Here is a 14,612-nt window from a genome sequence, read left to right on the forward strand (position 1 = left end):
CCTTGACCTTCCCCTTGATGGAAGGTTTAACCTTTATAACAGTCAGTGAAAAGCACTGTATCGGTCAACAACTGACCAGATCATTATACGGGAGTTTTGTTATGTCTCACACTATCGACCTGACGCTGGACGGCCTCTCCTGCGGCCACTGCGTCAAACGCGTTAAAGAAAGCCTGGAACAGCGCCCTGACGTTGAAAGCGCTGACGTGACTATCGATCATGCCGCCGTCACCGGCAGCGCCAGCGCGGATGCGCTGATTGATACCATCAAGCAGGCCGGTTACGGGGCGGAGTTAAGCCACCCAAAGGCTAAACCGCTGGCAGAGTCATCATCCCCGTCGGAAGCACTGACAGCGGCCACTCCTGAGCTTCCGGCAGCTGATGATATTGATGACAGCCAACAGCTGCTGATCAACGGCATGAGCTGCGCCAGCTGCGTCTCCCGGGTACAAAACGCCTTGCAGGCCGTACCGGGCGTCGCGCAGGCACGGGTAAACCTCGCGGAGCGCACTGCGCTGGTAATGGGCAGCGCCTCCGCCGCAGAATTAGTGCAGGCCGTTGAGAAAGCGGGCTACGGCGCAGAGGCCATCGAAGATGATGCCGAGCGCCGCGAGCGCCAGCAGGAAACGGCTATCGCCACCATGAAACGCTTCCGCTGGCAGGCGATTGTCGCCCTGCTGGTGGGTATTCCGGTGATGGTGTGGGGCATGATGGGTGACAACATGATGGTCACCGACGACAACCGCACGCTGTGGCTGGTGATTGGTCTGATTACCCTTGCGGTGATGGTGTTTGCAGGCGGGCATTTCTATACCAGCGCCTGGAAGAGCCTGAAAAACCGCACCGCGACGATGGATACGCTGGTGGCGCTCGGAACCGGCGCGGCGTGGCTCTATTCGATGAGCGTGAACGTCTGGCCGCAGTGGTTCCCGATGGAGGCGCGCCATCTCTACTATGAAGCCAGCGCGATGATTATCGGCCTGATTAACCTGGGCCACATGCTGGAAGCCCGCGCCCGTCAGCGCTCCTCGAAAGCGCTGGAAAGGTTGCTTGATTTAACCCCGCCGACGGCGCGCGTGGTCACGGATGAGGGGGAGAAAAGCGTCCCGCTGGCGGAAGTTCAGCCCGGCATGACGCTGCGCCTGACGACGGGCGATCGCGTTCCCGTTGACGGCAAGATAACCCAGGGCGAAGCCTGGCTGGATGAAGCGATGCTGACCGGCGAGCCTATCCCCCAGCAGAAATCAGACGGCGACGCCGTTCATGCGGGTACGGTGGTGCAGGACGGCAGCGTGCTGTTTACCGCCAGCGCCGTCGGCAGCCACACGACGCTGTCGCGTATTATCCGCATGGTGCGCCAGGCGCAGAGCAGCAAGCCGGAAATTGGCCAGCTTGCTGACAGGATCTCCGCCGTTTTTGTGCCGGTAGTGGTCGGCATTGCCCTGCTGAGCGCGGCGATCTGGTATTTCTTCGGCCCGGCACCGCAGATTGTTTACACCCTGGTGATCGCCACCACGGTGCTGATCATCGCCTGTCCTTGCGCCCTTGGCCTGGCGACCCCAATGTCGATTATCTCCGGCGTAGGCCGCGCGGCCGAATTTGGCGTACTGGTGCGGGATGCGGACGCGCTGCAGCGGGCCAGCACCCTCGACACGCTGGTGTTTGATAAAACCGGCACGCTGACCGAAGGCAAACCGCAGGTGGTGGCCGTCACTACCGCAGGCATTGCGCAAGAGGAGGCGCTGCGCCTCGCCGCCGCGCTGGAGCAAGGATCCAGCCATCCGCTGGCGCGCGCCATTCTCGATAAAGCGAATGCTTCTGCCCTGCCGCAGGTCAGCAATTTCCGCACCCTGCGCGGGCTCGGCGTCAGCGGTGAAGCAGAAGGCCACGCGCTGCTGCTGGGCAACCAGGCATTGCTCAATGAAAATGGTATTGATACCGCCGCGCTGGAAAGCGAGCTGAAGGCGCAGGCGTCTCAGGGCGCTACGCCGGTTCTGCTGGCGGTGGATGGCAAAGCCGCCGCGCTGCTGGCCGTGCGCGATCCGCTTCGCCAGGACAGCGTGGACGCCCTGCAGCGTCTGCACCGTGCCGGCTATCGTCTGGTGATGCTGACCGGGGACAATCCGACAACGGCCAACGCCATCGCGAAAGAAGCCGGAATTGATGAGGTCATTGCAGGCGTACTGCCGGACGGTAAAGCGGACGCCATCAAGAAACTGCAAAGTCAGGGCCGTCAGGTGGCGATGGTCGGCGACGGCATCAACGATGCCCCGGCGCTGGCCCAAGCGGACGTCGGGATTGCCATGGGCGGCGGGAGCGATGTCGCCATCGAAACCGCTGCCATTACGCTGATGCGCCATAGCCTGATGGGCGTTGCCGACGCGCTGGCCATTTCAAAAGCCACGCTGCGCAACATGAAGCAGAACCTGCTGGGAGCGTTCGTCTATAACACCCTCGGTATCCCAATCGCGGCCGGTATTCTGTGGCCGCTGACCGGCACGCTGCTTAACCCGGTGGTCGCGGGCGCGGCGATGGCGCTCTCCTCCATTACCGTGGTGAGCAACGCCAACCGCCTGCTGCGCTTTAAACCGAAGGATTGAACCTTGTACCCGTACGCGCTAGCATGAACCTTTCCATTCATGGAGCGCGTATGGGTCTGTTTAATCGTATAAAAGCATCGTTTCGCGCCCTCTTTCCCCGCCGTTATGCCTGGCCCGGTCTGGATATCTCTCTCCCCGGCGGGCAGCACCTGCATCTGGTCGGCAGTATTCATATGGGTACGCAGGATATGTCTCCCCTGCCACCCGGGCTGATTAAACTGCTAAAACGCGCCGACGCGCTGGTCGTTGAGGCGGACATTTCGGGTCAGGAGTCGCCGTTTGCCGGGCTGGAAAGCGATCTCAGCCTGGCGGAACGTCTGGATGATGCCCGGCTTGCCGAACTGACGCGCGTCGCGGATGAAACCGGCGTGTCGCTCTCCATGATTGACACCCTGCCGCTCTGGCAAATTGCGATGGTGCTGCAGGCCACGCAGGCGCAGCGTCTGGGACTGCGCGGTGACTACGGCATTGATTACCAGCTGCTGAACGCGGCAAGGGCGCGCAGCCTGCCCATCATCGAGCTGGAAGGGACGGACAGCCAGATTGCGCTTCTGCGCCAGCTTCCCGACGACGGCCTGATGCTGCTGGATGATACGTTGACCCACTGGCACACCAACGCGCGCCTGCTGCAGACCATGATTGGCTGGTGGCTGGACGCGCCGCCTGAGGACGGTAAGCTGGCATTGCCCTCGACGTTCAGCGAATCGCTGTATGATGTGCTGATGAATGCGCGCAACAAAGCCTGGCGGCAGACGCTGCATGCTTTGCCCGCGGGGCATTACGTGGTGGCGGTTGGGGCGTTACATTTGTACGGAGAAGGGAATTTGCCGTCACTGTTGAAATAAAAAAATGGCCAATATTTCTATTGGCCCGTCAAAGAGGAATTTCATCGTTTTTATTATGCCGAAGGAGACCTTCGGTTGAGCCGATTGTCGCTCAAAGTGACCATCACTGCCAATACTATTGCGCAAGATGGTGCTATTTTTTAGACAAACGTCAGGCGTATGCTGATGGCATGATTTGTCTGTCGTAAGAAGGATAGCTATGACTCCCGCCGTTAAATTACTCGAAAAAAACAACATTTCTTTCCGGATCCACACTTACGATCACGATCCGAATGAAACTAACTTTGGTGATGAAGTGGTGCGCAAGCTGGGGCTGAATGCTGACCAGGTTTATAAAACGCTGCTGGTGGCGGTGAATGGCGATATGAAACACCTCGCCGTCGCGGTTACTCCGGTGGCGGGACAGCTGGATCTGAAGAAAGTCGCCAAAGCGCTGGGGGCGAAGAAGGTGGATATGGCGGATCCGATGGTGGCGCAACGCACCACGGGCTATCTGGTGGGCGGGATCAGTCCGCTCGGGCAGAAAAAACGCCTGCCGACGCTGATTGATGCCCCTTCGCAGGAGTTTGAAACCATCTTTATATCCGGCGGCAAACGCGGGCTGGATATCGAGCTGGCGGCGGGCGACCTGGCGAAAATGCTGGACGCGAAGTTTGCGGATATTGCGCGCCGGGATTGAGAAAATTGCCCGGTGGCGGCTGCGAGGTAAAAGCAAAACGGTAACAGGCGTTACCGTTTTTTGTGTTCGCGCCCTCTCCCGGTGGGAGAGGGTTGGGGTGAGGGCATCAGGCCGCACACCACTACTGCCAGCTCACCTCACCTTTCGGCTCGTACGCATTCACGTCAATCGGCGAATTCTGCTCGATGAACTGCTTCAGCACTTCCGCGTCGATAAAGCCGGTATTCACGTATCCCGGTTTGTTATCAATATGCGGATAGCCGTCGCCGCCGGTGGCGTTAAAGCTTAACGTCGCCAGACGGTAGGTCTTAGCCGGATCAACCGGTTCGCCTTTGATCTTCAGGTCGTTAAGCTTGCCGTCTTTCGCCACAAAGCTGACGTTGGCAAACTGCGGATAGGCCCCGGAATCCGGCTTCATCTGCGCCACGGCGGTCAGGTAGTCAATCACCTCTTTCCCGCTCATGTCCGCATAGACCACCACGTTGCCGAACGGCTGCACCTTCAGGACGTCCTTATAGGTAATGTTTCCGCCCTCGATGGAATCACGAATACCGCCGCCGCTCATCACGCCGAAGTCAGCGCCGGTGCGCGCCATTTGCGCCGCCAGCACCAGGTGGCCCATGTTGGTCTGCACGAAGCGAACTTTGCTGCGGTCCCCCTCCAGACGACCGTTCAGCGTGCCGATTTTCACGTCCAGCTGCGCCTTGCCTTTGTTCTGGAACGGCGTCAGCAGGGAGAGCATCTGCTGGTTTTCAGCGATCTCTGGCGTGTAGAGTACGCGCTCGCTTTTCCCGTCCGGGTAGGTGACTTTCTTCTTCAGGTTGACCGGGATGAGCTGATAGTGCACCAGCTTCATCTCGCCGTTACGGAACTCGAAATCCGCCCGGCCAACGTATTTGCCCCACTCGTGCGCCTGAACAATCCAGATACCGTTCTGACGGTCAGGCGCGCACGGCGTGCCCGGCACGTAGTCGACCTGCTTTTTGTTCTCCGAGGCCATACACACCGGATCCTGTGAGTGACCACCCACAATCATCGCCAGCGAGCCCGCAGGCAGGCTGCGCGCCATTTCCACGTCGCCGGGCGCGTTAGAGCCGTGCTCGCCGTTGTCGTAGTGCCCCATGTGCGTGGTGGCGATAATCACGTCCGGCTTCTCGTTTTGCTGCAGCTCCTGAATCACCAGCTTCGCTTCGTCTGCCGGTTTGCGGAATTCGATATCGGTAAAGAACTCGGGGTTGCCAATTTTCGCCGTGTCGTCAGTGGTTAAGCCGATGACCGCAATTTTCAGATCCTGGCGCTTAAACAGCGCCCACGGCTTAAACAGGCGTTCGCCGGTGCTTTTCTGGTAAATATTGGCGGAGAGGAAGGGGAATTTGGCCCATTTTTCCTGCTGACGCAGCACGGTCAGCGGATTATCGAACTCGTGGTTACCCACGGCCATCGCGTCGTAGCCAATCAGGTTCATGCCGCGAAAATCAGGTTCCGCGTCCTGTAAATCGGATTCCGGCACGCCGGTATTGATATCGCCACCCGACAGCAGCAGCACGCTGCCGCCCTGGGCAGCCACCTCTTTACGAATGCCGTCCACCAGCGTTTTTTGCGCCGACAGGCCATATTCGCCGTATTCGCTGCGCCAGAAATGACCGTGGTGATCGTTGGTATGCAGAATGGTGATTTTATAGGTTTTGTCTTTTTCATACGCCTGCGCGGGCAGGCTTACCAGGCCCCATGCGGCGATGAGCGCCAGCGCGACGCCCCGCTTCATTAACTTCATCTTCTCTCTCCCTGACCAATAGACAAAGGCAAAAATTACAGTGACTAATAAGAATAGACAAATAAGTTTTCAGAATTGCGACTTTCTTCAAATGTCCCGGACGGGTATGTTAGTCGGATAATAATTACATCCTGCATCTCTAATAACGAAAAACGTGGTACTTCTCTCTATGGCAATCAGTGAATCAACCCAGCCCGTTCCGGGCGCGCCGGCGTCGCGGACCTCCTTTAAAGTCTTAGGCGCAATCAGTCTCTCGCACCTGCTCAACGACATGATCCAGTCGTTGATTCTGGCCATTTATCCGCTGCTGCAGTCCGAGTTTTCGTTAACGTTCGTGCAGATCGGGACGATCACCCTGACCTTCCAGCTGGCTTCCTCACTGCTGCAGCCGGTGGTGGGCTACTGGACGGATAAATACCCGATGCCGTGGTCGCTGCCGATCGGCATGTGCTTCACCCTAAGCGGGCTGGTGCTGCTGGCCATGGCGGGGAGCTTTGAAGCGGTGTTGGTTGCCGCCGCGCTGGTAGGCACCGGCTCGTCCGTTTTCCATCCGGAGTCCTCCCGCGTAGCGCGCATGGCCTCCGGGGGACGTCACGGTCTGGCGCAGTCGCTCTTCCAGGTAGGCGGTAACTTTGGTAGCTCTCTCGGCCCGCTGCTGGCCGCGGTGATTATTGCCCCTTACGGCAAAGGCAACGTGGCATGGTTTGTACTGGCCGCGCTGCTGGCCATTATCGTGCTAGCGCAGATCAGCCGCTGGTATGCCGCTCAGCATCGCGTGAATAAAGGTAAACCTAAAGCGAAGGTTATCAATCCCCTGCCGCGCAACAAGGTTATCCTGGCGGTTTCCGTGCTGCTGGTACTGATTTTTTCGAAATACTTCTATATGGCGAGCATCAGCAGCTATTACACCTTTTATCTGATGCAAAAATTCGGATTATCGATACAGAATGCGCAGATCCACCTGTTTGCCTTCCTGTTCGCCGTTGCGGCCGGCACGGTCATTGGCGGGCCTGTGGGTGATAAGATTGGGCGTAAATACGTCATTTGGGGCTCTATCCTCGGCGTGGCGCCGTTTACCCTTATTTTGCCGTACGCGAGCCTTGAATGGACGGGGATTTTAACCGTGATCATTGGTTTTATTCTCGCATCCGCGTTTTCCGCCATTCTGGTCTATGCCCAGGAGCTGCTGCCTGGCCGTATCGGTATGGTTTCCGGGCTCTTTTTCGGTTTCGCCTTCGGCATGGGCGGGCTTGGCGCGGCAGTGTTGGGGATGGTGGCGGATCACACCAGCATCTTCCTGGTTTATAAAATCTGCGCTTTCCTGCCACTTCTTGGGATGTTGACCATATTCCTGCCTGATAACCGTCATAAAGCGTAAATTACGGGTAGCCAAAGTTTTACTTTGGCTACCTGATACCCTGATGCCATAAGGGTTTCTTCTTCTTCCCCTCGCTGAATTTATCAAAACGCGCTTTTTTACGTGCATATTGCTGTTTTATTCAAACTTCAACAATAATTCATAAACATAAGGGTAAAAATTGTCATAAACTATTACTCGGTTTTTTGGTTTTCGCCAAAAAGGAACACCCACAACGAAAGGAGACGGAATGCACCACGCCACACCGCTTATCACCACCATTGTTGGTGGACTTGTGCTCGCTTTTATCCTCGGCATGATTGCCAATAAGCTGCGTATTTCTCCTCTTGTCGGCTATCTGTTAGCGGGTGTACTGGCGGGACCGTTTACGCCAGGCTTCGTGGCGGATACCAAGCTGGCCCCTGAGCTGGCGGAATTGGGCGTGATTCTGCTGATGTTTGGCGTCGGCCTGCACTTCTCCCTGAAGGATCTGATGGCGGTAAAGTCGATCGCCATACCGGGAGCGATCGCCCAGATTGGGGTGGCGACGCTGCTGGGGATGGCGCTTTCGGCGGTACTGGGCTGGTCGTTAATGACCGGCATCGTATTTGGACTGTGTCTCTCAACCGCCAGTACCGTGGTGCTGCTGCGCGCGCTTGAAGAGAGACAGCTGATAGACAGCCAGCGCGGGCAAATCGCGATAGGCTGGCTGATTGTTGAAGACCTGGTGATGGTCCTGACGCTGGTGCTGCTGCCTGCCGTCGCCGGGATGATGGAAAAAGACAACGTCGGCTTTGCCTCGCTGGCGCTGGATATGAGTATAACCATCGGTAAGGTGGTGGCGTTTATCGCCATCATGATGCTGGTGGGACGCCGTCTGGTGCCGTGGATCATGTCCCGCAGCGCGGCAACCGGCTCGCGCGAGCTGTTTACCCTCTCCGTGCTGGCGCTGGCGCTGGGTATCGCTTTTGGTGCCGTAGAGCTGTTTGATGTCTCCTTTGCCCTGGGCGCGTTCTTCGCCGGGATGGTGCTGAACGAGTCCGAGCTGAGCCACCGCGCGGCGCATGACACTCTGCCGCTGCGCGATGCCTTCGCCGTGCTGTTCTTCGTCTCCGTCGGGATGCTGTTTGATCCGATGGTTCTGATTCACCAGCCGCTGGCCGTGCTGGGCACGCTGGCGATCATCATCTTTGGTAAGTCGCTTGCCGCCTTCTTCCTGGTGAGAATGTTCGGCCACTCCCCGCGCACGGCGTTGACCATCGCCGCCAGCCTGGCGCAGATCGGTGAGTTTGCCTTTATTCTGGCCGGTCTGGGCATGGCCCTGAACCTGCTGCCGCAGGCGGGGCAAAACCTGGTGCTGGCGGGAGCGATCCTGTCGATTATGCTGAACCCGGTGCTGTTTGCCCTGCTGGAAAAATACCTCGATAAAACCGAAACGCTGGAAGAACAGACGCTGGAAGAGGCCATCGAAGAAGAGAAGCAGATCCCGGTGGATATTTGCAATCACGCCCTGCTGGTCGGCTTTGGCCGCGTGGGCAGCCTGCTCGGTGAGAAGCTGATGGCGCAGGGCATTCCGCTGGTGGTGATTGAGACCTCACGCACCCGCGTCGACGAGCTGCGCGAGCGCGGTATTCGTGCGGTGCTGGGCAATGCGGCAAACGAAGAGATCATGAATCTGGCGCATCTGGACTGCGCCCGCTGGCTGCTGCTGACCATCCCTAACGGCTATGAAGCGGGCGAGATTGTGGCTTCCGCGCGCGAGAAGTGCCCAACGATTGAGATTATCGCCCGGGCGCACTATGACGACGAGGTCGAGTACATTACCGAGCGCGGGGCGAATAAGGTGGTGATGGGCGAGCGCGAGATTGCGAATACGATGCTGACGCTGCTGGAGAAACCGCCGGTTGAAGAGGCTGTGACGGGGTAAGTTTGGTGCGGCCTGATGCCCTCACCCCGGCCTCTCCCCATAGGGGCGAGGGAGAAAAGACGGCTTCGTGCTATCCCCTCTCCCCTAAGGGGAGAGGGTTAGGGTGAGGGGTTTTCTTTTACCTGTCCCAGTAAGCCTCTTCGAGGCTGTCTTCTCTTTCAGGCAGACCGCGCGTTAAGCGCGGAGAATGCTGGTTCAGTACCTGATAGCTCACGCGGTTGGCATATTTACACACCTGCGCCAGCGAGGAATAGGTCAGCCAGCTGAACTTATGCTTGCTGGAGTTCGGCACGTTGGTTTTATGGTAGGCGTTAGCGGTGATGTCGTGCAGCAGTGCGGCCAGCGCGCCGTCGCCCGCACCGTTGGTGTTCATGATCTTCTCCGGCCCGCCCATGTATGGCGCGATATGAGAGTAGATTCGCAGCGGATTCACGCAATCTTTGTAGCGCATGCCGCGGCTGAACTCGTACTGGTTGAACTCGGCAATCGCACCGGGCAGCAGCGGGTGCTGGGTTTTGCGCTTGCTCTCTTCTTCCGTGAAGCCCGCCATGTACAGCCCAACCGGGCCGGCGGTACAGAGCACCAGATCCACCCAGTCCAGCGCTTTGTCAGACGCCAGCAGCGGATCGCTTTCGCCGGTCAGCGCTTCGGCCTCTTCTTCGTTCATCGCCAGAATCGAGACGTGCTCTTTCAGGAACGCCTGCCACCACTCCGGGTTATCGGCGATAACGAATTTTGTGCCCAGCGTCAGAACGACCGGCACGTTGTATTTCTTCGCGTACTCGATCGCTTTCATGGTCGCTTCCGGCATCGGCTCGCCCGGCTTACAGCGCACCAGGTAGGAGGTCAGCACCAGCGCCGAGGCGCCCGCGATCACCTCTTCCGGAATACTCTCGGCGCGCAGCTTGTTCATATGACCCGGGCTGATGGCAAAAGTACGCTCGCCGGAATCGCTAATCAGCGTAAAGCAGCGGCCAATAGGCCCGTCGACGCCCTGAAGGTAGTTCAGATCGGTACGGCTGGAGGTGTTGCAGAGATAGCGGTAGGCATAGCCACCGATTTCGATATTGCTGCACATCACGCCGAGCAGCACCGAGCGGTCGTCGGCCAGCACGGAGTAGTTGTGCATGGTATTGCCGATGGTGCCACCGGCGAACTGATGGGTAATCAGGTTTTCGCGCACCAGCTCCTGATACAGCGCTTCGGCAACGTCGTCCTCAATCACCAGCGAGTGACCGGCGCTCAGACCGTAACGGGCGACAAACGCATCATCCACTTTCGCTTCAATGTCCACCAGCGTCTGATCGATACCGACGACCCATGCCGCGCTGGTTTCGTTTTCTGGCTGGATTTGCTGCAGGAGCGGGTCGCGGGCATCGACGGGGAAGTAGTGTTTGGATTTGCGTTTACCGGGAAATTTCATGGTCTGAACTGTACGAAGAATATGGGCCGGGAATGGTAGCACAAACCCGGCCCGGAGTGCGATCAGCGGCTGTTCGTTACCAGCGAGACCATCATGTCGATATGCTCAGGCGAGTCGTTAAGCGCCGGAATGTACTCATACTTTTCGCCGCCAGCCTCAAGGAAAAATTCCCGGTTTTGCACCGCGATCTCCTCCAGCGTTTCCAGACAGTCTGCCGAGAAGCCCGGCGACATCACCTGAATGTGCTTCACGCCCTTCTCACCCAGCATTTTGAGGGTTTCATCGGTATAAGGCGTCAGCCACGGCTCGCGACCGAAGCGCGACTGGAAGGTCATCATCACCTTCTCCGGCGGCAGGCCAAGGGCGGAAACCAGCTCGCGCGTGGTATCGCGGCAGCGCTGCGGATAATCATCCCCTTCATTGGCGAAACGCTGCGGGATCCCGTGATAGGAGAGCAGCAGCAGATCCGGCTCGCCGTGCTTTTCAAACGACGCGCGCGCGCTGTTGGCAAGCGCCTGGATGTAGAGATCGTTATCCGCGTAGTCGCGAATAAAGGTCACGCCCGGAATGCGGCGGCGGGTCGCCAGAATGCGGGCCAGCTCGTCCCAGACGGCGGCCACCGTCGAGCAGGAGTACTGCGGGTAGAGCGCCAGCACGACGATATGGTCCACGCCCTGCGCCAGCAGTGATTCCACCGCGCTTTGCAGGGACGGTTTTCCGTAGCTCATGCCGAGCGCGACGGGCATATCCGGCAGTCGGGCGGCCAGCGCTTTTTCCTGGCGACGGCTGTAAACCATCAGCGGCGAGCCCTCTTCCATCCAGACGGACTGATAGAGTTTGGCAACGCGCGGAGAACGAATCGGCAGAATGACGCCACGCAGCAGCGGCCACCACAGCAGTCTCGGGAAATCCACGACGCGCGTGTCGCTTAAAAATTGTCGCAGGTAGCGTTTTACCGCGTCTGATGTAGGTGCTTCTGGAGTGCCCAGATTGGCAAGCAGGATGCCGGTTTTCGCCTGACTCATTCACGCCTCTTAACCATTTGATAGGTTGTCAATTGTAGCGGAAATGCGTTTAAACGAAACCCATTGCTGTAATAGGTAAGATGAGAATATTTCTCACCCGGGAGCCCGGGTGAGAGGCGCGCGATTAGCCGAGGATTTTTTCCAGCTCTGCACGTACGTCAGCCACGGCTTTGGTGCCGTCAACTTTGGCGTATTTGGTGTTACCCGCCTGCGCTTCTTTGGTGTAGTAGCCGATCAGCGGCGCGGTCATCTGATGGTATTCCACCAGGCGTTTACGCACGGTCTCTTCCTGATCGTCTTTACGGGTAGTCAGCTCTTCGCCGGTCACGTCGTCTTTGCCTTCAACCTTAGGCGGGTTGAATTTGATGTGGTAAACGCGGCCAGAAGCAGCGTGTACGCGACGGCCAACGATACGGTCAACGATCAGCTCGTCCGGTACGTCGAACTCCAGAACGTAATCCACGTTGATGCCCGCTTCTTTCATGGCGTCAGCCTGAGGAATGGTGCGTGGGAAGCCGTCCAGCAGGAAACCGTTACGGCAGTCTTCCTGCGCAATGCGCTCTTTGACCAGAGCAATAACCAGCTCGTCGGTCACCAGCTTGCCTGCGTCCATGATGTCTTTCGCTTGTTTACCCAGCTCGGAGCCAGATTTTACAGCGGCGCGCAGCATGTCACCGGTGGAGATTTGCGGAATACCGTATTTCTCCATGATGAACTGAGCCTGAGTTCCTTTACCCGCGCCCGGAGCGCCAAGCAGAATAATACGCATTGCGAAAATCCCCTCAAAAGTCGTTTCAATTTTTCAAAAGCGCTAAACAATACCACCAGAACGGGCATCGCTCAAGGAAGGCGGGAAGGCTGAAACGGTTAACGGGGGGAGATTATTTGCATTAGTGCGGTTGTTTCCCCTCACCTTAACCCTCTCCCCAAAGGGGAGAGGGAATTTGAACACCCTCTCCCCTTTGGGGAGAGGGCAGGGTGAGGGGCAGGTGTTTAATTACGCCAGCAGCAGCGCATTCACACGTTTAATGAACAGGTTAGGATCTTCCAGCGTGCCGCGCTCGGCCAGCAGGGACTGATCCAGCAGCAGTTCAACCCACTCGGCAAAGCGGGCGTCGTCCTGGGTATCCGCCGCGCGTTTCACCAGTGGATGATCCGGATTAAGCTCAAAGATATATTTCACTTCCGGCATCGCCTGGCCCGCCGCCGCGAACAGTTTCGCCATCTGGGTGCTCATTTCGTCCGCATCGGTGGTGACAATGGCCGGGGTGTCGGTCAGACGGTGCGTGAAGCGCACCTCTTTCACGCGCTCGCCCAGCAGGGTTTTCACGCGCTCAACGAACGGCTCCAGCGCCTTCTCGGCTTCTTTCGCGCTTTCGTCCACTTCATCCGCCAGCTTGTCGATGGACTCGTCGGCTTTGGCTACGGACTGGAAGGATTTACCGTCGAACTCGGTCAGGTAGTTCATCATCCACTCGTCGATGCGGTCAGAAAGCAGCAGCACTTCGATGCCTTTCTTGCGCAGCAGCTCCAGGTGCGGGCTGCTCTTCGCCGCCGCGTAGCTGTCGGCAGTGATGTAGTAGATCTTCTCCTGCCCTTCTTTCATGCGGGAGACGTACTCTTCCAGCGACACGGTCTGCGCGGAGGAGTCGGTGTGCGTAGAGGCGAAGCGCAGCAGTTTGGCGATCGTTTCAACGTTCGCGGTGTCTTCTGCCGGGCCTTCTTTCAGCACCAGGCCAAACTGTTTCCAGAAGGTCTGATATTTTTCCGCATCGTCTTTCGCTAGTTTTTCCAGCATCTGCAGCGCACGTTTGGTCAGGGCGTTGCGCAGGTTACGGGTGACGGTGCTGTCCTGAAGGATCTCACGGGAGACGTTCAGCGGCAGATCGTTGGAATCGATCAGACCGCGCACAAAGCGCAGGTAGTTCGGCATGAACTGCTCGGCGTCGTCCATGATGAATACGCGCTGCACGTACAGCTTCAGGCCGTGCTTGTGATCGCGGTTCCACATGTCCCACGGCGCCTGTGCCGGGATGTACAGCAGGCTGGTGTACTCCTGCTTACCTTCCACGCGGTTGTGGCTCCAGGTCAGCGGGTCGGTAAAGTCGTGGGCGATGTGCTTGTAGAACTCGTTGTATTCGTCGTCTTTAATTTCAGACTTATTGCGCGTCCACAGCGCCTGCGCCTTGTTGATCTTCTCCCAGGAAACCACGGTTTCACCGTCTTTCTCTTCCTGTTTTTCAATCTCTACCGGCAGGGCGATGTGATCGGAATATTTGCTGATGATGGAGCGCACGCGCCAGTCGTTCAGGAAATCGTCTTCCCCTTCACGCAGGTGCAGGGTGATTTCGGTACCGCGATCCGCTTTGGTGATGTCATCAACGGTGTATTCGCCTTCCCCTTTGGATTCCCACAGGACGCCGTTCTCGGCGCTGTCGCCTGCAGCACGGGTACGGACGGTAACTTTGTCGGCCACGATAAACGCCGAGTAGAAACCGACGCCGAACTGGCCGATCAGCTGGCTGTCTTTCGCCTGGTCAGAGCCCATGGACTCAAGGAACGCTTTGGTGCCGGATTTGGCGATGGTGCCGAGGTGGTCGATCACCTCGTCGCGGTTCATCCCGATGCCGTTATCGGCGATGGTCAGGGTGCGGTTCTCTTTATTGAACGAGACGCGCACGCGCAGCTCGCCGTCGCCTTCATACAGGTCCGGGTTGGACAGCGCGCGGAAGCGCAGCTTGTCCGCCGCGTCCGAGGCGTTGGAAATCAGCTCACGCAGGAAAATTTCTTTGTTGGAATACAGGGAATGGATCATCAGGTGCAGAAGCTGTTTTACTTCTGACTGGAAACCACGGGTTTCTTGTCCTTTCATCTATGTCGACCTCAACAATGCCATTTAATGGGGTTTTAAAACGTTGAGTGAGAGATGGGGATAAGGGGGGAAATTTTCAAGCGGAGGCCGCGCGCGCAGCCTCCGTTTGG

Annotated in this window: 10 protein-coding genes; 5 read left to right on the top strand and 5 right to left on the bottom strand. The window is 57.9% G+C overall.

Features of this window, described 5'->3' with window-relative positions; translation table 11 throughout:
• The first annotated feature begins 101 nt into the window (after nt 1-101).
• The 3 genes from copA (at nt 102) to ybaK (ending at nt 4,124) form a co-directional block, all read left to right on the top strand.
• Nucleotides 102-2,600, top strand: coding sequence for a copper-exporting P-type ATPase CopA (gene copA / locus SPH27_RS09505; protein WP_182071784.1), 2,499 nt, complete (start codon nt 102-104; stop codon nt 2,598-2,600).
• 50 nt (nt 2,601-2,650) lie between these two features.
• Nucleotides 2,651-3,445, top strand: a complete 795-nt coding sequence (locus tag SPH27_RS09510; protein ID WP_182071786.1) for a TraB/GumN family protein — start codon at nt 2,651-2,653, stop codon at nt 3,443-3,445.
• A 199-nt stretch (nt 3,446-3,644) separates the two neighbouring features.
• The gene (gene ybaK / locus SPH27_RS09515) at nt 3,645-4,124 is read left to right on the top strand and encodes a Cys-tRNA(Pro)/Cys-tRNA(Cys) deacylase YbaK (protein WP_023310615.1); all 480 of its coding nucleotides are present in this window, start codon (nt 3,645-3,647) and stop codon (nt 4,122-4,124) included.
• 121 nt (nt 4,125-4,245) lie between these two features.
• Here ybaK and ushA read toward each other — a convergent pair whose 3' ends face one another.
• Entirely contained in the window at nt 4,246-5,898 is a 1,653-nt protein-coding gene (gene ushA, locus SPH27_RS09520) for a bifunctional UDP-sugar hydrolase/5'-nucleotidase UshA (protein WP_023310614.1), read from the bottom strand.
• A 169-nt stretch (nt 5,899-6,067) separates the two neighbouring features.
• On the opposite strand from ushA, the gene SPH27_RS09525 reads away from it, so the two are divergent.
• Both SPH27_RS09525 and ybaL read left to right on the top strand, forming a co-directional pair.
• Nucleotides 6,068-7,276: an MFS transporter gene (locus tag SPH27_RS09525; protein ID WP_182071788.1), complete on the top strand. Its 1,209-nt coding sequence runs from the start codon at nt 6,068-6,070 to the stop codon at nt 7,274-7,276.
• Between the two features lie 229 nt (nt 7,277-7,505).
• Nucleotides 7,506-9,182 (top strand): YbaL family putative K(+) efflux transporter, encoded by a 1,677-nt coding sequence (ybaL, locus tag SPH27_RS09530; protein ID WP_032661465.1) that lies wholly within the window; start codon nt 7,506-7,508, stop codon nt 9,180-9,182.
• Between the two features lie 118 nt (nt 9,183-9,300).
• On the opposite strand, the gene SPH27_RS09535 is transcribed toward ybaL, so the two are convergent.
• From SPH27_RS09535 to htpG, 4 genes are all read right to left on the bottom strand, one after another.
• Complete coding sequence (locus tag SPH27_RS09535) at nt 9,301-10,605, bottom strand: inosine/guanosine kinase (RefSeq protein ID WP_029741032.1); 1,305 nt, start codon at nt 10,603-10,605, stop codon at nt 9,301-9,303.
• A 62-nt stretch (nt 10,606-10,667) separates the two neighbouring features.
• Nucleotides 10,668-11,630, bottom strand: a complete 963-nt coding sequence (hemH, locus tag SPH27_RS09540) for a ferrochelatase (RefSeq protein ID WP_033144798.1) — start codon at nt 11,628-11,630, stop codon at nt 10,668-10,670.
• A 124-nt stretch (nt 11,631-11,754) separates the two neighbouring features.
• Nucleotides 11,755-12,399: an adenylate kinase gene (adk, locus tag SPH27_RS09545; RefSeq protein ID WP_006809841.1), complete on the bottom strand. Its 645-nt coding sequence runs from the start codon at nt 12,397-12,399 to the stop codon at nt 11,755-11,757.
• Between the two features lie 228 nt (nt 12,400-12,627).
• Entirely contained in the window at nt 12,628-14,502 is a 1,875-nt protein-coding gene (gene htpG, locus SPH27_RS09550) for a molecular chaperone HtpG (RefSeq protein ID WP_039263967.1), read from the bottom strand.
• Nucleotides 14,503-14,612: the final 110 nt, after the last annotated feature.

Origin of the sequence: Enterobacter sp. A103 (assembly GCF_034427535.1) — a bacterium.
In the GTDB taxonomy this organism is placed as follows: Bacteria; Pseudomonadota; Gammaproteobacteria; order Enterobacterales; family Enterobacteriaceae; genus Enterobacter; species Enterobacter asburiae_B.